This is a genomic window from Aliiroseovarius sp. D2-2 (assembly GCF_055809455.1).
The window spans coordinates 1,372,662-1,390,932 of the sequence record NZ_CM147913.1 but is presented as its reverse complement, the minus strand read 5'-3'; the positions used below and the strand labels follow the sequence as shown (position 1 = coordinate 1,390,932).

Genomic DNA, 18,271 nt, shown 5'->3' with positions numbered 1-18,271 from the left:
TTTATGCCGGGCTAACCCACCCACGTATCAGTTTAACAACGGCGACCAAGCCGGATCTGATGCCGCACCTTCTGTCACCACACGGCGAAGGTTGCGGCCCGAAATATCCACCGAATAGAGCGCCGCTTCGCCCGCTGCACCCTGACTTTCACGCGTAAACATGATCACGCGCCCATTCGGCGACCAGGTTGGACCTTCATCCAGGAACGACGCTGTCAGCAAACGCTCTTCCGACCCATCAGTGCGCATGACACCAATGTGGAAACGGCCAGCATTCTGCTTGGTAAACGCGATCAGATCACCACGGGGGGACCATACTGGCGTGCCATAACGCCCCTGCCCAAAGCTGATCCGGGTGGCTTCCCCACCGGTTGCGGGCATTACATAAAGCTGCTGATTGCCAGAACGATCGCTTTCGAACACGATCTTCGACCCATCCGGCGAAAAGCTCGGCGCGGTTTCAATGGACGGAGCTTGCGTTAAGCGCCGCGATTGGCCGCTTCCGATGTCCATTGTGTACAGATCGGTATTGCCCCCCGCCGACAGCGAATAAACAACCGTGCGGCCATCCGGCGAAAACCGCGGCGCAAACGTCATAGTGCCCTTTTGGCTGGACAAAGCGCGGCGCCCTACTGTGGCAACGTCCAAAACGTAGACCTGAGGGAAGCCGGTTTCATAGCTGGTATAAAGCACTCGATCCCCCTGGGGCGAGAACCTTGGCGCTAGAACCAGCGCTGAACTGTCCGTCAGATACTGAACATTCGCGCCATCGTAATCCATGATCGCCAAGCGTTTACGGCGTGCGTTCTTGGGACCGCTTTCAGACACAAACACCACACGGCTGTCGAAGTATCCGCTTTCGCCGGTGATCCGGCTGTAAACGATGTCTGCAACTTTGTGGGCCATACGGCGCCAACCCGCAGCCGACCCTGAGAACTGCAATCCTTCACCCAGAGGCTGGCCTGAAAACACGTCGTACACGCGGAACTTCAAGTTTACATTTCCACCCGCACTGGTCACTGCGCCAGAGATCAAAGCCTGTGCATTGATGGCTTTCCAATCCGCATAGGCCACAGGGCTTGCGAAGTTAGAGATGCCCGAAACGAACGCGTCCTGTGGGATCTCACGAAACAGGCCGGTGCTGGCCAAATCGGCGGCAATCACGCGCGAGATTGATCGCGCTATGTCGCTTGATCCGCCATCTTCAGCCACGAAATCCGGGATTGCAAAAGGCAAAGGCTCAATCACACCGTCGGTAATTTCGATCCGCAATGGACCGGACGATTGCGCAACGGCCGTGGACACAGCGCCCCCCGCAAGCATTGTGCATGCGGCGATAAGGCATGTGATCTTTCTAAACTTGAAAACCATCTGATTTGATGTCCTCTTCATTGGACTTTTGCCCCTTTTGTCACTGACACCATAGGCATAGTTGGTGCTTCCCCGCCATCGACAGGGGAAAAATCTGCGAAAACTGGCCTATTCGGCGCTCGTTTCATGTTGCGTTCCCGGATGGAAATAAGCTGCATCACTTGATCCTCATCTTTTCAGGATTGAAGGTCATTTCGATCTCGCGCCACTGGCCGTATTTATCTGCGGGCAAATCAAAGCCTTTCGCACCGCAACGGATAACCGCGCGACGGGCCGCTTGGAACGCGGTGTCAGCTGCGGCCTTATTTGGGCCTTCCCAGCTGTCCAGCTTGATGCCCTCCGGTTTGCCATCGCGGCTCATGGTGACCAGAACAACAACTGTTGTGGACAACGCGTCGGTCGACGACGATCCAAGGTTCCAGCATCGGCTGACAGCAACGCGCAGCCCATCCTTTTCACCCCGTGTCAGCGGTGGTCCCACCGGCACGTCTTGCGCAGGTGCGTCTTGCGTACCCCCTGCAACTTCGTTGGCAACAGCCGCCGCAACGGCATTTGCATCTGCAGGCTTGGGTGCCTCAGGCTCAGCAACTTGCGGTGCGGGACGCGCGGGACGAGACTTTGGGCGTTGAGAGGTCGCAGGCGCTGCTGAAGGCTGCTCTGCAGGCTCTTCCGCTTCCGTCACGATTTCGGTCGTCGCCTCAGGGGGGGCCGCAGGTGCAACCTCTTCTGGTTCAGGCGCAGGTTCTGGCGACGGTTCTGGCGTGATAGCCTCGACCGGTTCGGGTGCTTCTTCGACAGGCGTTTCGGGTTCGGGTGCCGCTTCAGGCGCGACACGCGGCGCTGGTGCGGGCGGAGCGGTTTCGGGTTCAGGAGCGGGTTCGGGGTCTTGAACGGGTTCCGGCTCAGGCTCTGGTTCGGGCTCTGGTTCCGGAGCAGGTGTTGGCTCGGGTTCGGGCTCGGGTTCGGGGGCTGGGGCCGGAGGGTTCTCGGGCGCGTTCGCCTCGCCTGCTGGCGCGCTTAGCGCTGCGAATTCATCTTCGGAAATGAACGATACATCGGATACGCGCACGAATTCTTCGTCGCGGTCCCACTTGAAGACCCCGCCGAAAAACACCCACAGGATCAAGACCCCATGAGCGGCTGTCGAGATATACAGCCCCTTACGCATCTCAGCTCTAGTTCCCTTGCCCGGTCAGGGTCGGTCCACCACCTTCGGTCACAAACCCGATTTTTGAGAAACCAGCGGCATTCAAAGCACCCATGATCTGGGCCGTCGTGTTCCAAGCCACCTGTCCGTCGATACGCAGGAAGATCTTGTCGTCCGACCGCTCTGCAGCAATGGCACGCAGACGCGGAATAAGATCATCACGCGCAATTTCAGTTGTTTGCAGGAACACATTTCCGTCTTCGGTGATGGTGATTGCAAGCGGCTCTTCTTCTGGCGCATCAAGCGATTTGGCCGCTGTTTGGGACAGCTCTACCGGGACGCCAACAACAGACAAGGGCGCTGCCACCATGAAGATGATCAGAAGAACCAACATGACGTCCACGAAAGGCGTCACGTTAATCTCGGCCATCACGCGGCGATGCTTGCCCCGACGGCGTCCACGACGAGCGCGCCGATCGGCACCCCCGCTGCTTTGCACATTCGCGCCCATATCAACTGTCCAACTGACGGCTGAGGATGGTGGCGAATTCGTCAGCGAAGGCCTCATAGCCTGCCAAGATGTTGTCGCTGTCCACGCTTAGCTTGTTGTAAAACACCGCAGCCGGGATCGCGGCCAAAAGACCAAGGCCCGTGGCCAGAAGGGCCTCGGCGATGCCGGGGGCCACAACGGCGAGGTTAGTGTTTTGCTGCTGTGCAATCTCGATGAAGGCATTCATGATGCCCCAGACGGTGCCGAACAGACCCACAAAGGGGGCAGTCGATGCGACCGTCGCCAGAAAGCTAAGGCCCTTGTTCAGCTCTTCGCCTTCTTTCGCGATGGCAACATCCATCGACCGGTCGATGCGCGATTGCGCGTTGGCGATCAGTCCGCCATCGGCACGATGCGACCGACGCCATTCCAACATCCCTGCCGAAAACACTTTTTCGGCGGACGCTGTTGGGCTGGGTCCGATCTGATCGAACAATTCGTCCAATGGATCACCCGACCAAAACTTGCGGTCGAAGTCCTCGGCTTCAGCGCGCGTGCGCCGGAAAGCCATGAATTTTGTGATGATGATTGCCCATGACCAAATCGACGCAACGATCAGCAAAAGCATCACCAGCTTCACTGTAAAAGTCGCACGAAGAAATAGGGCTAAGAAGGAGAAATCAATCTCCGCCGCTGCCGAAAGCGCTTCCGTTTCCATGTCTCTGCCTCTGTACCGCCGCCTCTTTGGGCCGCTTTTCTGCACTAAGAATAACGTATGAGCATCACAATGGCTATCAAAACCGCGTCATCGGCGACTTCGGCGGGAATTCAGTGAACCAACCGGCGGATATTTGCCGGAAGTCGTGCAGGTTGGCCGGTGTCGGACACGCAGACAATTGTGACAACCGCTTCAAACAAAGGCTGCTCGCCTCGCTTGACCACCTGCCCCATGACAAGTCGGGCCCCCGTCACCTGTTGAACAGATGTTTCAACCTGTAACTCATCGTCAAATTTGGCAGGAGCCACATAGTCCGCTTCAACCCGGCGCACTGCAAAGACCAGACCTTCATCGCGCATGGCATTCTGATCAATTCCAATCTCGCGCACCCAATCGGATCGCGCCCGTTCAATATAGCGCAGGTAATTGGCGTAATAGACGATCCCGGCCATATCGGTGTCTTCATAGTAAACGCGGATGGGGAAGTGGTGCATTTTTTGCCTCTATCTCTGCTCAGTCCGACCCTAGCCGGAGAGGGGATAATCTGCCAAGCGCTCGTATCGCGCACCATCGGGGCGCAGCTCCGAGCTGTAAAGCGACAGGGTCGTCAGGCTTTGCGGCGGAAACCTTACGGCGCCATGTACCTCTAATGCGTGCCCCAAAGCGGACATGTCATCGATCGTAGGTTTGCGAGGCAAGCGGGCAAGCGTCACATGCGCGCGAAATCGGCGATGTGGAAGCTGAAATCCCGATCGCAAGAGAGACGCTTTGACCTGTCTTTGCATCCCATCCACGCCCGACACGGACAAAGCCAGCACCGACGGATCTTACCCCCCAAAGGCTGAAGCCCAGAAAACTCGGCCTGTACGGCTTGAAATACACTATCCGACAGGCCTTCGTGCACATCTTGCAAAACATGATCTGGCTGGTCGTCTAGAAATGCCAAAGTGATGTGAAAATTGTCAGCGTCAACCTGGCGGCCAACCTTCAAACGCGCCGCGAACCGGGCAAGGTCGTCGGACATTTCGTCGGGCAAAGGCAGGGCGATGAAACTTCGCATTCAGTGCTTGGGTTCCCCATCCGGCACAACCACCTGCATCCGCGCATAAAGGCGCAGTGCATGCGAGGCATCATCGGCGGCAACAGGCAGCATTGGATCATAAGCAGCCTTAACCAGCGCCGCAATTTCCGGCCGCAGAATGGTTTGTCCATCCGGCAAAAGCGCCAGAGGGCTTTTGGTGGCGAAAATCTCGTCGCTCCACAACAGCACCGCTTGAACGGCTTGGGTCAGGGCAATAGCCTCGGCGGGTTGCGCCGCCATGTCGTCGGTCATGCAAACAAAGGTAAAACAGGCCTGAATGGCGTTTTGGTCGTCAAAGCGGAACGCGCGATACTGGCTTGCCCCTGCCGTTTTCAGGCGCGCCACAGTTGCAGCCAGATCTGGGATCAGCTCATCCAGTTTTGGCACTTCAAGTAACTCGTCCCAGTCGCGGAAAAAGAAAACCATCAGATTTGCGCCAAGCTCTGGGTCGGTTTCGGCCATCTTATGATCTGCAAGGACAGCAACCGCCTCGACCGCGCCTTTCACCACTTCAAGCGTCTGTTCTTCAACGCCAAACACCACCGGCACGATGGGACGGCCCCATCGGGCGAAGGTGAAATTCCCATTCGAGCGGGTAAAATGTGCGGTCACATCTGCAGGGGTCATAAGCGGCGCGTCGGTCATCAGTCTCTCCTTGATCGCGCCGGGTGTCCCTTAAACGGGCGCGCGTTTCAAGAGTTATCCGTCAAAGAGCTGTCCCTGCCCCGGCTTTTGAGGCTCAGGTGCGGTGAGGCCAAGATGTCTCCACGCCCGTTGCCCCAACATGCGCCCGCGCGGGGTGCGTTGGATCAGACCTTGTTGCAGCAGGTAGGGTTCAATCACCTCTTCGAGCGCATCGCGGCTTTCCGACAAGGCAGCCGACAGGGTTTCGATCCCAACAGGTCCGCCGCCGTAATGTTCGGCCATCAGGCCCATATAGCGACGGTCCGCGCCATCAAGGCCCAGGTTGTCCACGCCAAGCCGGGTCAGTGCACTGTCCGCTAGTTCGCGGCTGATACGCCCGTCGCCTTCGACCACAGCGAAATCCACCACGCGGCGCAACAGACGGCCTGCGATACGCGGCGTGCCGCGGGCGCGTTTGGCGATCTCGTGTGCGCCGTCATCATCTGCAGGCGCCCCCAGCTTACGGGCATTGCGCGAGACGATTTCGTGCAGTTCGTCGACGGTATAGAATTGCAAACGCGTTGGGATACCGAACCGGTCGCGAAGCGGCGTGGTCAGAAGACCCAGTCGGGTGGTGGCCCCAACCAGAGTAAAGGGCTGAAGTTCGATCCGCACGGTACGGGCCGCGGGGCCTTCACCGATCACCAAATCAAGTTCGAAATCCTCCATCGCCGGATAGAGAATTTCTTCCACGACGGGGTTCAGGCGGTGGATCTCGTCGATGAACAAGACGTCATTGGCTTCAAGATTGGTCAGGATCGCGGCCAGATCGCCCGCCTTAGCCAGTACCGGGCCCGAGGTCATTCGGAAATTCACCCCCAGCTCGCGCGCCATAATCTGCGCAAGCGTGGTTTTCCCAAGACCTGGAGGGCCATGGAACAGCACATGGTCCATCGCCTCGTTCCGTTTGCGTGCACTTTCGATAAAGACGCGCAGATTGGCACGGGCTTCGGCCTGACCGATGAAATCTCCCAAAGCTTGCGGACGCAAGGCGCGGTCGACCTCAACCCGTTCTTCTGGGGTCGGCGTAGGACGAAGAGTAGGGTCAGGGCTGTGCGCAGGATCGTTTATGGACATGGACTATACCTCGCCCCCTTAGCCTTTCGGCGCAAGCAGTTTCAGCGCGGCTCGAATAAGCCCAGCAGTGTTCAACGCGGGATCATCCCCCATCGCCTGCGCAACGGCCGATGCCGCGTCGCCGGGACCATATCCAAGATTGGTCAACGCAGACAGTGCTTCGGCCTGCGCTGCCGGATCGGCAGTCGAAGCTGATGGAGCAGCGGCAGTTGGTGCAGTGGTTGGCGTCTCGATCACCGGCTCATCAAGGTCAGGTGATGGGGTAGATGCCCCTGCCCCGGAATCCCGCCAAAGCCATGACGCTTGCCGCTTTGTCTTTCAATTCGTTCACCACCCGTTGCCCGGTTTTGGGACCAATTCCTTTGGCTGCTTTCACCGCATTCCAATCGCCCAAAGCAATCGCGCGGCTGACTCCATCCGCGCCCAGCGTGCCCAGAATGGCCATCGAGGCTTTCGCGCCCACGCCCTGTACGCTCATCAGCAGGCGATGCCACTCTTTCTCAACCAACGAAGTGAAGCCGAAGAGCTGCAGATTGTCCTCTCGCACAAGAAGATCGGTGTACAAAGCGACCGCTTCGCCTGTGGCAGGCAGCGCCGTCATGGTGCGATCCGAGACATACACCAGATAGCCAACGCCCCTCACATCGATCAGCACATGATCATCTGCGCGGTAGTCAATTCGTCCTGCGATCCGTCCAATCATGCTGTTGCCTTTTTCACTGCGGCCTCTAACCGTCCTGCACTTTGCGCATGGAAGGAATGGCAAATTGCGATTGCCAGAGCATCTGCTGCGTCGGGACCCGTGATTTGAACCCCCGGCAGCTGCATGCGTACCATATGATCTACTTGTTGCTTGTCTGCATGCCCAACACCAACCACAGCTTTCTTCACTGCGTTGGGGGCATATTCGCCAATCGCCAGCCCAGCCTGTGCGGGAACCAGCAGCGCAATCCCACGCGCCTGACCCAGCTTCAGCGTGCCCACAGCATCCTTGTTCACGAAGGTCTGTTCCACAGCGGCCGTATCCGGCTGAAAGCATGACATCACGTCGGTAAGTTGTTCATGTAAGGACAGAAGTCGTGAGGCAAGATCACCCGTGCGCGACATGCAGACCCCGTTGGCCACATGCGACAGACGTGAACCTGCCGTGTCAACGACCCCCCAACCCATGTTTCTAAGTCCTGGATCGATGCCAATGATGCGCATTTCCTGCCCTGCTCTGCGGTTTTGCGGCCTTTTCGGCGCATATTCGTTATGCTTTCATGGTTAGCACGAAACAAGAACATAGACCAGCGTGATCTGCCAGCATCCAAAGCCGAACGGTTTAAATGACTCGTAGCTCCAGAAACTTAATCCGAAAATTTTATCTTTCATTGGGTGGCCAGCTCGAAAAAGCGCCTGTTTCCGACCAATTTCGACCTCGTAACATCTGAAAGCGACCCGTTGCAAAAAACGCATATGGGACATGCAAAAACCATGCTTGTCGGACCATGAATTCGGGCCTAGATGGCCAATCAGAGCAATAAAGCTCTTCAAACTATTTTTTGTGAAGGACACGAAAATGGCTGCTTTCGAAACAATGACTCCCGTAACCCGCGGCGTCTTCGGGGGCCGTCTGTCCGACGCCATGCGCGGTATTTTTTCCGCTGTGGTCGCCTGGAATGACGCTCGCGAGGCCCGTAACGCTCTGTCGAAACTGACGGATCGCGAGCTTGAGGATATTGGTCTATGTCGCGCTGACATCGCCAAGTACTAAGACCTCACCACTCACGAAAAAACCCGCGCATTTAGCGCGGGTTTTTTTATGCCCCGCCAGATCAGATCTGGCGGGGTATTTTTATGGCTGACGCTACTTGTCCAGCGACAAGGCGACAAACCGCGGGTTTCCGTCACGACGCACCAACAGAAGAACCGACTTGCGGCCACCATCACGGGCGACTTGCAGGCTTGCTTCCAGATCCTCGATCGAGGTGACAGGCTGCTGACCAGCTTCCGAGATGACGTCCCCAGCGCGAACCCCTTTTTCAAAGGCCTCGCTGTCTTCGTCGATGTCCAGAACGGCCAGACCTTCGTCACCGGGGTTCAAGCCCAGCGCTTCACGCCCTGTATCATCCAAAGGCGCAAGGGACATTCCAAGAAGCTTGCTGGGTTCAGCAGGCTCGGTCGGGTCTTCTTCGCTGTCGTTTGATGCAGAAACGGCATCTTCACGGCGGCCAAGGGTCACCTTCAGTGTCTCGGTCTTGCCATCACGCAAAATCATTACACGGACGGCTTTGCCCACCGGCGCATTGCCCACGGTGCGTACCAGTTCACCCGAGTCCATGACGTCGACGCCATCAAAGGACAGGATCACGTCGTTGACCTGTAGACCTGCCTCTTTGGCGGGACCTTCCGGTACGTCCGTGATGAGTGCACCATTCGTGCTTTCCAGCCCCAGAGCTTCAGCAATGTCGTCCGTGATGTCCTGAATGCGCACACCCAGCCAACCACGGCGTGTTTCGCCAAATTCTTTCAGCTGAGCGATCACGCGATTGACCACAGCCGAGGACATCGCAAAGCCGATACCGATCGACCCGCCATTTGGGCTGAGGATTGCGGTGTTTACGCCAATAACTTCGGCTTCCATGTTAAATAATGGGCCACCAGAGTTGCCCCTGTTGATCGCCGCATCCGTCTGGATGTAGTCGTCATAGTTGCCCGAAAGCTCGCGGTTGCGCTGTGATACGATCCCGGCAGAAACCGAAAAGCCCTGCCCCAACGGGTTGCCCACGGCCATCACCCAATCGCCAACGCGCATGATATCACTGTCACCAAAGTTGACATAGTCCAAAGGCTGATCGCTTTCGACCTTCAAAAGTGCAATATCCGTGTTGGGATCGGTGCCGATCACGGTGGCTTCCAACTTGTCCTCTTTGTCGAAAAACTCGATCAGGATCTCGTCAGCGCCTTCGATGACGTGGTTGTTTGTGACGATGAAACCATCCTCAGAAATCACGAAACCCGACCCAAGCGCCTGACTGCGGCGCTGGCGTGGCTCTGATTGATTTCCATTTGGTTCATTCTGGTTACGTTCCAGAAAATCACGGAAGAACTCCTCGAAAGGGCTGCCTTCCGGGATCATGGGTTCTGGGCCACCTTCACGGCTCGCCACGATTGTCGAGGTTGTGATGTTCACCACAGCCGGGCTGACCTTTTCCGCTAGATCGGCAAAGCTATCCGGTGCACCGCGCGCATCTGCGCGCATTGATGTCGCCAACAAAGTGGCCACCGTCAGCAAAAGGGCCAAAAATCCTCGATAATAATCCGTCTGCACCTGCCTTAGGGCGTATGCCTGCGCTCTCACACTACTCTCCTTTTCGATACCTGCCGGATGATATGTCCGTTTGAATGATAGTTTCTAGATAGGATCGCAAAAGCGCAACGCAAAGTTTGGAAGGCAACCTCACCGCTATGTGAATATCCGTAAGTACGCGTGAGTTGTTCGAAAGGCCCCGATATTTGGGGCCAAAGCCCACTAATCCAGCGTTTGAAATAAGCAGCAGTCCGCTGAATCACCACAGCACTAAAGCCGGACGCCCGAGATCCAAACTGCAAGAATACCCAGCGCCAATGCTGCAATTCCAATTAGGCGACGTTGATCGCGGCTCATCGCAGCCATCATGGCGACCAGATCGTCCAAACGCGAAGGGGCCAGTGCGAACACCAGCCCCTCGATCACGAGCACAAGCCCGATGCCAAACAAGATTGTCGACATCACCGGACCGCATCCGATTTCAGATACTCAAAGAATTCGCTGTCTGGCGTGATGACCAGCGACGAATTCCCGCCGGTCAGCGATTTCTCGTACGCTTCCAACGAACGCAGGAAGGCAAAGAACTCTGCATCACGGCCCAGCGCATCGGCCAAGATCGCGTTACGGCGGGCGTCGGCCTCACCACGAATGATCTGAGCTTCTTTGCGGGCTTCCGAAACGGTTTCGACCACAGTTCTGTCTGCCGTTGCACGAAGACGCTGAGCAGCCTCGTTACCGCGGGCGATCTCGTCTGCGGCAAGACGCTGACGTTCCGCGCGCATACGTTCAAACGTGGCTTCAAGGTTTTGCTGAGGCAGGTCGGCGCTTTTGATCCGCACGTCGACGATGTCAACACCAAGCGACAACGCTTGGCTGCGGGCCTGATCACGGATCTGGTTCATCAAAACAACACGATCTGCCGACAGCACAACGCCCGAGTTCACTTTACCCAAGACCTCACGCAGCTCTGCGTTCAGGATCCGCTCAAGACGCGGTGCAGCACCAGCGATTGAACTTGCACCCACAGCACGGCGGAACTGCTTGGCATCCGCAATCCGCCAGCGGGCGAACGCATCAACTTCAAGACGGCGACCATCGGCCGGCGTGACTTCAAGTTTGCGCGTGTCCAAAGGCAAGATCCGGTCATCATATTTGACGATCTCGTGCAAGAACGGGATTTTGAAGTAAAGACCCGGATTCCGAGACTCGGCCTGCACTTCACCAAACCACAGACGCAGAGCCTTTTGGCGCTCATCTACGATGTAAACAGCCTGCAACGCGCCAAGCACGATGGCGACCAGGACAAAAAGTAATATTTGAGTACGTTTCATTACTTCGTCTCCTCGGTGCGTTTGTTCAACTCGTTCAGCGGCAGATAAGGCACGACGCCACCATCGCCACCAACGGATTCATCAAGGATGATTTTGTCAACGTTGGACAAGACTTTCTCGAGCGTTTCCAGGTACAGACGCTTACGGGTGACATCTTGCGCCTTGGCGTATTCCTCGTAGACCGAGATGAAGCGCGCGGCCTCACCTTCAGCGTTGTTTACGACTTGCGCACGATACCCTTCGGCTTGTTCAAGCTGTTGGGCTGCTTCACCACGGGCGGCTGCAACAACACGGTTCGCATAAGCGTCCGCTTGTTTTTGCAGCGTGTCGCGGGTCTGTTCAGCGGCCTGAACTTCACGGAAGCTGTCGATCACTTCGGCTGGCGGGTCAGCACGGTCAAAGTTCACACGCACGATGTTCACACCAGATTCGTATCCGTCCAAAGTCGATTGGATCAACTCTTCCAAGTCTTGTTGAATGACACCACGATCAGACGTCAGAACTGGGGCAAGACGCGAACGCGCGATAATCTCGCGCATGGCGGATTCCGACACGGCCTGAATGGTGTTTTCCGGCGCTGCCAGGTTGAACACGAAGGCTTCGATGTCCGAGATGTTCCAAACAACCTGGAAATCGATGTCGACGATGTTTTCGTCCCCGGTCAGCATCAGGCCTGCGGATACTCCGTCGCCGATGTTGATGACGTTTTCTCGGGTCACCGGGTAGATCTCTTTGGTCACGATGGGCCATGGGGCGAAGTTCAAACCCTCCTGCCCTACGCCGTAACGTTCGCCGAACAGCAGCTCGACCGATTGTTCGGACGTGTCGACGCGGTAGAAGCTGGCAAAGACCCAAACCGCAGCCGCCACAAGTGCGATCAGCAAGATCGAGCCACGCCCGATACCGGGACCGCCCGAGCCTTGGCCTCCACCTTTACGACCATCTCCGCGGCCGCCCATGAGCACGCGAAGCTGCTCTTGGCCCTTTTTCATAAGTTCATCAATTTCGGGCATCTGCGGCGGCTCGTTGCCGCCACGATTACCGCCACCATTCGAGGGGGGACGCCCACCAGAGCCGCCACGGTTTCCACCGCCGCCCCAGGGACCGCCATTATCACTGGCCATCTGGTCCAATTCCTTCCGTCTTAAAACAGGGTTTCGCGCTCATAACTGGCCCTTTAGGCCACGAATTTCAAGGCAAAGGGGACGCAACACGCCCCCTTTTCATATGTTTATGGCGATCTAAGGCCTCAATCAGTCGCTTCGGGCGGGCGACTTCATCAATACGATCTCTTCCGACATGGTTGGATGCACAGCAACAGTACGGTCGAAATCGGCCTTCGTTGCCCCCATTTTCACTGCAACTGCCGCCAGCTGGATCATCTCGCCCGCGCCATCGCCGACGATATGCACGCCCAGCACTTTTTGCGTGGACTGGGAAACGATCAACTTGAACAACACGCGTTCATTCGACCCGATAAAGCTTTTCTGCATCGGACGGAACGCGGCTGAATAGACGTCGATCTTTTCTTGCGCGCGTGCATCTTCCTCGGAAAGGCCAACTGTTCCATATTCCGGCTGCGTGAACACAGCAGAGGCCACGTTTTCGTGGTCAGGCTTCGTCGGGTTTCCATTAAACACAGTTTCCACAAAGGCCATGCCCTCGCGGATCGCGACAGGGGTCAGAGTAATACGGTTCGTGACATCGCCCACCGCATAGATCGATGGGACCGAGGTTTGGCTGTAGTCATCCACAACCACCTCGCCGCCACGTCCAAGCTTCACGCCGACCTCTTCCAGTCCCAGCCCATCCGTGTTGGGCACGCGGCCGGTGGCGAAAAGCACCTGATCAAAAATCTCTTCGCGCCCATCGGTGCCTTTGACCCAAATCGCACCGTCGCGACGCTCCATGCGCTCGACCTCAAGACCAACATGCAGATCTACACCACGCTCGCGAATATGCTCGGCAAGGAAGCCACGCACCTCGTCATCAAAGCCGCGCAGAATCTGCGCGCCGCGATACCATTGCGCCACGTGACTGCCCAGTCCGTTGAAAATGCAGGCGAATTCAGTGGCGATATAGCCGCCACCAACGATCAACATGCGCTTCGGGAAGTCTTCAAGATTGAAGACCTCGTTCGAGGTGATGCCCAATTCTGCCGCACCCGGCGTGTCGGGAATGAAGGGCCGTCCACCTGTTGCGACAAGGATATGTTTCGCAGTGAAGGTTTCACCAGTGGAGAGTTCAACTGTGTGGGCATCCTTCACCACTGCGCGGGCGCTGAAGATATCCGCGCCAGAATTGCCAAGGTTGCGGGTGTAGATCGCTTCAAGCCGCTCAAGCTCGGCGTGAAGTGCTGGGCGGAACGTGCCTGCCCAGTCAAATTCACCGCGCGCGTTGCCCTTCCAACCATAAGCAGCGGCATCCGTCGCGGCGGGCCCGTGCTGCGATGCAAAGACCATCAGCTTTTTTGGAACGCAGCCGCGAATGACGCAGGTGCCGCCCATACGGAATTCTTCGGCCAGGGCAACCTTAGCCCCCCCTTCAGCAGCGACACGGCCCGCGCGCACGCCGCCAGATCCACCACCAATTACGAAGAGATCATAGTCAAATCCGCTCATATCCATTTGCCTTTCAAGCCCCACCCGCTTGGGTGTGCATCACTACGAGTTTGCTTTGGCTGAAAGCTAGGCGTTTGGATCAGGGCTTTCCACCCCCTGCGGTGACACAAACATCACGTTTCCGCGCAGATGCGGGATCAGATGTCAGCAAAGATGTTCGCGTCCAGATCGGGTTCGATAAAAACTTGTTCAATAGACCCGGCAGTCAAATCGATCACTTCGATACGGCCATCCCCTTGCCCAGCAATAACCATGTCGCAAATATCAATGAATAATCCATTCTCGACAACGCCGGGAATCTGATTCAATGCAAGCGACAAGTGGCGCGGATCGCCGATGCGTTTCAGGTGCAAGTCGATGATGTGATTGCCTTCATCTGTCACGAAGGGCTGTTCTTCATACATGCGAAGTTTGGCATCCCATCCCAAGACATCCATCCCATCCAACAACGCCTCGACCGTGGCACGCGTGGTTTGCAGACCGAATGGAACGACCTCGATCGGCAAAGGAAATGCTCCTAGATGAGCGACCGATTTAGAATCATCCGCGATCACGATCATCCGATCTGATGCTGAAGCCACGATCTTTTCTTGCAACAACGCACCACCGCCACCTTTGATCAAGGTTAGCTCGGCGTCATATTCGTCTGCGCCATCAATGGTTAAGTCCAACCACTTGGCTTCATCCAAAGTGGTCACCCGCAATCCGGCCTTTTGAGCCAGCTCAGCTGTGCGGAAACTGGTCGGAACACCAATAATGCTCAGCCCTTCCTGTTTCACACGCTCGCCCAGGTATTTCACCATCCAGACCGCAGTCGACCCAGTGCCAAGCCCGACGCGCATTCCATCTTCGACGAACTGAACGGCGTATTTGGCGGCATTACTTTTGGCCATATCAATAGGCGAAAGTTCTGCGGACATGGCTTCGAATCCCTTATTTTGCCTAAGCAACTGTTGTGCAGATTATAATAGGCGTTCCCTGCAATGGCGAGAGCATGCATCAACCCGTCGGTTTTTTAATGGTTTTTCCGCCGATAGTCTGGTTGGCTTTCCGAATGTTGAAGCTTCACTACGCCCCCGACAATGCATCACTGATTATTCGCTTAATTCTTGAGGAACTGGGCGAACCCTATGAAACCGTTTTGGTGGACCGCGCCAGCAATGCCCAGCGCAGTGCTGCGTACATGCAGGTCAATCCGATGGGCACCATTCCCGCGCTGGAAACGCCGGATGGCGTTGTTTTTGAAACCGCCGCTATCATTCTTTGGCTGACCGATCGCGCGGCAAGGCTTGCGCCGACCAGAGACCATCCCGAACGCGGGCCGTTTCTGTCTTGGTTGATGGTGGCATCGAATGGGTTGCAGACGGATCTGCGACAGCATTTTTATGCCGATCGATATGCAGCGGGCCCCGAGGATGCGTTTCGAACACTGGTTTCAATACGCCTGCGCGAACACCTTGATCGTTTCGAAGATCTTTTAAGCCAGGGTCACAGCTGGTTTGGAGCAGAGCCCCCAACCGCTCTCGACTTCTATGTCGCGGTGCCTTTGCGATGGTTCGCGCTTTATCTAAAGGGCGAAAACTGGTTTTCGCTGACAGACTGGCCCCACCTGCACGCGCTTGCCGAACGGATCGAGCAACGCCCCTCAATGCAGGTCGCCATTCGCGCCGAGGGCTTGGGGGCAACACCACTGACGACACCTTCGCCCGCGCATCCACCTGAAGGTGCGGCTTTGTAGCCGCCATATGTATCTGGACATTTCGACAACGACGCCGGATGGTTACAACCAACACAGACGCGCCCCGCGTGTTGTGATGGCACTGGGCGTACGTCATGGGAAAACTCTTCTATATAATACTGGGCTGGGGCGCCGTTGCGTTGGGACTACTTGGTGTTATTTTGCCTGTCTTGCCGACGACACCTTTCTTACTGGTTGCAGCCTTTGCCTTTGGGAAAAGCAGCCCGCGGGCACGTGCTTGGTTGATTGAACATGCACATTTCGGCCCCGCCATTCAGGACTGGGAAGAACGCGGTGCGATATCGAGACGGGCCAAGACGCTTGCGGTCACTATGATGACGCTTGTGTTTGTCGCCTCCCTTATCCTGGACGCGTCATGGTGGGTGCTGCTGGCACAAGCCAGCCTTATGGGGGCCGGCGCCGCCTTCGTGCTGACGCGCCCAGATTAGACACGAACGCGATTGGCGTAAAAACCGTCGCTTTTTCGCACGCGCCTAACCCCTATAAAAAGCACAATGCTCTGACGGTATTTAAGTGAGGTCAAAATGTTCCTGTCCGTGTTCGACATGTTCAAAGTTGGGGTTGGCCCCAGCTCGTCCCATACAATGGGACCAATGGTTGCGGGCGCGCGCTTTCTTGATCTGCTGCGCGAACAACCCTTCGAAGTGCATGGGTTGAAAGCTTCGCTTCATGGATCGCTGGCTTTCACTGGTGTGGGGCACGCAACAGATCGTGCAACCATTCTGGGTCTCGCCGGTTTTCTGCCTGACAGCTATGAGCACGCCAAGGCTGAAGCCGCCCTTGCGGATATTGAGAAGACCGGAACGGTAGAGCCTGAAGGGCTTGGGACACTTAAGTTTGCACCAAAGACAGATTTGATTTTCGACTATGAACACGACCTGCCCGGCCATGCCAACGGCATGCAGCTGATGGCAACGGATGCCCAAGGTGACGTTGTTGTTCGCGAAACCTACTACTCGATCGGTGGCGGGTTCGTTGTTACTGAAGCGGAGCAGGCGCAAGAGGCTATTTTGGACGTTGTGGATGCCAAGACGCACCCCTATCCGTTCGAAAACGCGGTTCAGATGCTCGAGATGGCCAAGGCTTCCGGCAAAAGCATCGCTGACATGAAGCGGGCCAACGAGTTGGTGCATATGGGACCGGCAACACTGGCCGAGGACCTGGACCGTATCTGGGAGGTCATGCAAACCTGCATTGAGCGTGGATTGAAAAACGAAGGCATTCTGCCCGGTGGCCTTCTGGTCAAACGTCGTGCCAAAGCGATCCATGAAAGTCTTATCGCAGAACAAGGGCTGAACCTGACTGCACCGCACACAATCAATGACTGGATGAGCGTCTACGCCATGGCGGTGAACGAAGAGAACGCCGCTGGGGGTCAAGTTGTCACCAGCCCGACAAACGGTGCCGCAGGTGTGTTGCCTGCCGTGGTCTTCTACTGGCTGAACCACGTACCGGGGGCTGTGCCTTCGCGCATTCATGATTTTCTACTTACCGCGTCGGCAATTGGCGCGATCGTAAAGCACAATGCGTCGATCTCAGGGGCTGAAGCCGGGTGTCAGGCCGAAGTTGGGTCCGCCAGCGCAATGGCGGCTGCGGGTCTATGTGCCGTCATGGGCGGTTCGCCTGAGCAGATTGAAAACGCGGCTGAAATCGCACTTGAACATCATTTGGGACTGACCTGCGATCCCGTCCGCGGGCTGGTTCAAGTTCCTTGCATCGAACGCAACGGGTTGGGCGCGATTAAGGCTGTATCGGCGGCCTCGTTGGCGCTGCGCGGTGATGGCACACACCTGGTTCCACTGGATGCCTGCATCAAAACGATGTTCGAAACCGGTCAGGATATGATGGCAAAGTACAAGGAAACGTCACTTGGCGGCTTGGCCGTCAACGTTCCGAACTGCTGAGCTTACGGGCAGAGCGCAGGGTCCCCCTGCCACAACACGCGCACGGCTTGATGCAAATGTGCACGGGGCAGGATTACTAACAGCCCGTCACTTTCCGCAGAAAGGGTGACGGGACCCTCAGTCACTTCGTTTGAGGTGCCGATCTGTCCCCAGGGCGCGAACTCCAATCCATCGACCAGCCAGCGCAACCCAGTTGCATGCGCCACAACCTGTGCCATTGGAAAAAGCGACAACCGGGTGCCTTCAGGCAAATCTAAAGTCACGTCATGGGACAGGTGAAAGCAGACGTCTTCGTCTCCGATCAGGATTGCGGGCTTCTTTGCCTGACGCACCATAACAGAGTAGCAAGCCAGCTGATGATCCATGCGCTTGCCAGTAAACCCAACACACAGGATCACCGGAGCATCCGCCAGATCAAGCGCCTTATCAAAGTCGGTGCGGTTTTGGTCTGGGGTCTCAATCAGAATGCCCGGGTTAAGGCCAGCGCGCGTGGCGTCCGAAATTGAGTCAAAATCACCGGACACCAGTTTCAAAGGCAGCCCCAGCTCGAACGCACGGTCTGCCCCCCCGTCTACACCGAGCAAATTGGGGGCCAGAGTTAGTGATTCTTCAATATCTTGCGCGCAAGACTTTCCGCCACCAAGTAACGTAACACCGGCCGAAAACCGCGTTTTTTGACTACTCATGGTAGATATTGACCTTATTCCATACTGCTGCCACATTTCAGCCCCAAAAAAACACCACCCGCTTCGTGGTTTTGCGCAATTTTAACAGCATACTTATTGAAATGTACCTT

General features: G+C 56.6%; 21 protein-coding genes and 1 pseudogene. 4 read left to right on the top strand and 18 right to left on the bottom strand.

Annotated elements, in window-relative coordinates; all coding sequences use genetic code 11:
- Nucleotides 1-27: 27 nt before the first annotated feature.
- From tolB to ruvC, 11 genes and pseudogenes are all read right to left on the bottom strand, one after another.
- Complete coding sequence (gene tolB, locus AC0L6A_RS06910) at nt 28-1,323, bottom strand: Tol-Pal system beta propeller repeat protein TolB (protein ID WP_473293073.1); 1,296 nt, start codon at nt 1,321-1,323, stop codon at nt 28-30.
- Nucleotides 1,324-1,528: 205 nt separating this feature from the next.
- Nucleotides 1,529-2,539, bottom strand: coding sequence for a hypothetical protein (locus AC0L6A_RS06905; protein WP_473293072.1), 1,011 nt, complete (start codon nt 2,537-2,539; stop codon nt 1,529-1,531).
- A 7-nt stretch (nt 2,540-2,546) separates the two neighbouring features.
- Nucleotides 2,547-3,029 (bottom strand): ExbD/TolR family protein, encoded by a 483-nt coding sequence (locus tag AC0L6A_RS06900; RefSeq protein WP_473293071.1) that lies wholly within the window; start codon nt 3,027-3,029, stop codon nt 2,547-2,549.
- Nucleotide 3,030: 1 nt separating this feature from the next.
- Nucleotides 3,031-3,726 (bottom strand): protein TolQ, encoded by a 696-nt coding sequence (gene tolQ, locus AC0L6A_RS06895; protein WP_473293070.1) that lies wholly within the window; start codon nt 3,724-3,726, stop codon nt 3,031-3,033.
- A 110-nt stretch (nt 3,727-3,836) separates the two neighbouring features.
- Nucleotides 3,837-4,220, bottom strand: a complete 384-nt coding sequence (gene ybgC / locus AC0L6A_RS06890) for a tol-pal system-associated acyl-CoA thioesterase (protein ID WP_473293069.1) — start codon at nt 4,218-4,220, stop codon at nt 3,837-3,839.
- Between the two features lie 30 nt (nt 4,221-4,250).
- On the bottom strand, nt 4,251-4,511 hold the full coding sequence (locus AC0L6A_RS06885; RefSeq protein WP_473293067.1) for a 2'-5' RNA ligase family protein: 261 nt from the start codon (nt 4,509-4,511) through the stop codon (nt 4,251-4,253).
- A complete protein-coding gene (locus AC0L6A_RS06880) occupies nt 4,436-4,786 on the bottom strand; it encodes a 2'-5' RNA ligase family protein (RefSeq protein WP_473293066.1) in 351 nt (116 codons plus the stop codon). Before AC0L6A_RS06880 ends, AC0L6A_RS06885 begins: the two co-directional genes overlap by 76 nt.
- Nucleotides 4,787-5,452 (bottom strand): hypothetical protein, encoded by a 666-nt coding sequence (locus AC0L6A_RS06875; protein WP_473293064.1) that lies wholly within the window; start codon nt 5,450-5,452, stop codon nt 4,787-4,789.
- 54 nt (nt 5,453-5,506) lie between these two features.
- Nucleotides 5,507-6,568 (bottom strand): Holliday junction branch migration DNA helicase RuvB, encoded by a 1,062-nt coding sequence (gene ruvB, locus AC0L6A_RS06870; RefSeq protein ID WP_473293063.1) that lies wholly within the window; start codon nt 6,566-6,568, stop codon nt 5,507-5,509.
- 18 nt (nt 6,569-6,586) lie between these two features.
- Nucleotides 6,587-7,271, bottom strand: a pseudogene (ruvA, locus tag AC0L6A_RS06865) (Holliday junction branch migration protein RuvA).
- The gene (gene ruvC / locus AC0L6A_RS06860) at nt 7,268-7,774 is read right to left on the bottom strand and encodes a crossover junction endodeoxyribonuclease RuvC (protein WP_473293062.1); all 507 of its coding nucleotides are present in this window, start codon (nt 7,772-7,774) and stop codon (nt 7,268-7,270) included. The pseudogene ruvA and the gene ruvC overlap by 4 nt, the downstream one beginning before the upstream one ends.
- Before the next feature lie 355 nt (nt 7,775-8,129).
- Here ruvC and AC0L6A_RS06855 point away from each other — a divergent pair, with 355 nt between their 5' ends.
- Nucleotides 8,130-8,324 carry a DUF1127 domain-containing protein gene (locus tag AC0L6A_RS06855; RefSeq protein ID WP_473293060.1) on the top strand — a complete coding sequence of 65 codons (195 nt, stop codon included), beginning with the start codon at nt 8,130-8,132 and terminating at the stop codon, nt 8,322-8,324.
- A 93-nt stretch (nt 8,325-8,417) separates the two neighbouring features.
- On the opposite strand, the gene AC0L6A_RS06850 is transcribed toward AC0L6A_RS06855, so the two are convergent.
- The 6 genes from AC0L6A_RS06850 to rpiA form a co-directional block, all read right to left on the bottom strand.
- Nucleotides 8,418-9,911, bottom strand: coding sequence for a Do family serine endopeptidase (locus AC0L6A_RS06850; RefSeq protein ID WP_473293059.1), 1,494 nt, complete (start codon nt 9,909-9,911; stop codon nt 8,418-8,420).
- A gap of 219 nt (nt 9,912-10,130) precedes the next feature.
- Complete coding sequence (locus AC0L6A_RS06845) at nt 10,131-10,322, bottom strand: DUF2065 domain-containing protein (RefSeq protein ID WP_473293058.1); 192 nt, start codon at nt 10,320-10,322, stop codon at nt 10,131-10,133.
- Entirely contained in the window at nt 10,322-11,191 is an 870-nt protein-coding gene (hflC, locus tag AC0L6A_RS06840) for a protease modulator HflC (protein ID WP_473293057.1), read from the bottom strand. Before hflC ends, AC0L6A_RS06845 begins: the two co-directional genes overlap by 1 nt.
- Nucleotides 11,191-12,315, bottom strand: a complete 1,125-nt coding sequence (hflK, locus tag AC0L6A_RS06835) for an FtsH protease activity modulator HflK (RefSeq protein ID WP_473293055.1) — start codon at nt 12,313-12,315, stop codon at nt 11,191-11,193. Before hflK ends, hflC begins: the two co-directional genes overlap by 1 nt.
- 129 nt (nt 12,316-12,444) lie before the next feature.
- Nucleotides 12,445-13,812 (bottom strand): glutathione-disulfide reductase, encoded by a 1,368-nt coding sequence (gene gor / locus AC0L6A_RS06830; protein WP_473293054.1) that lies wholly within the window; start codon nt 13,810-13,812, stop codon nt 12,445-12,447.
- A gap of 137 nt (nt 13,813-13,949) precedes the next feature.
- Nucleotides 13,950-14,732 (bottom strand): ribose-5-phosphate isomerase RpiA, encoded by a 783-nt coding sequence (rpiA, locus tag AC0L6A_RS06825; RefSeq protein WP_473293053.1) that lies wholly within the window; start codon nt 14,730-14,732, stop codon nt 13,950-13,952.
- Nucleotides 14,733-14,830: 98 nt separating this feature from the next.
- On the opposite strand from rpiA, the gene AC0L6A_RS06820 reads away from it, so the two are divergent.
- From AC0L6A_RS06820 to AC0L6A_RS06810, 3 genes are all read left to right on the top strand, one after another.
- Nucleotides 14,831-15,550 carry a glutathione S-transferase family protein gene (locus AC0L6A_RS06820; protein ID WP_473293051.1) on the top strand — a complete coding sequence of 240 codons (720 nt, stop codon included), beginning with the start codon at nt 14,831-14,833 and terminating at the stop codon, nt 15,548-15,550.
- A gap of 95 nt (nt 15,551-15,645) precedes the next feature.
- A complete protein-coding gene (locus AC0L6A_RS06815) occupies nt 15,646-15,999 on the top strand; it encodes a YbaN family protein (RefSeq protein WP_473293050.1) in 354 nt (117 codons plus the stop codon).
- Nucleotides 16,000-16,095: 96 nt separating this feature from the next.
- Nucleotides 16,096-17,475 carry an L-serine ammonia-lyase gene (locus AC0L6A_RS06810; RefSeq protein ID WP_473293049.1) on the top strand — a complete coding sequence of 460 codons (1,380 nt, stop codon included), beginning with the start codon at nt 16,096-16,098 and terminating at the stop codon, nt 17,473-17,475.
- A gap of 2 nt (nt 17,476-17,477) precedes the next feature.
- Here AC0L6A_RS06810 and AC0L6A_RS06805 read toward each other — a convergent pair whose 3' ends face one another.
- Nucleotides 17,478-18,161, bottom strand: a complete 684-nt coding sequence (locus AC0L6A_RS06805) for a thiamine diphosphokinase (protein ID WP_473293047.1) — start codon at nt 18,159-18,161, stop codon at nt 17,478-17,480.
- Nucleotides 18,162-18,271: the final 110 nt, after the last annotated feature.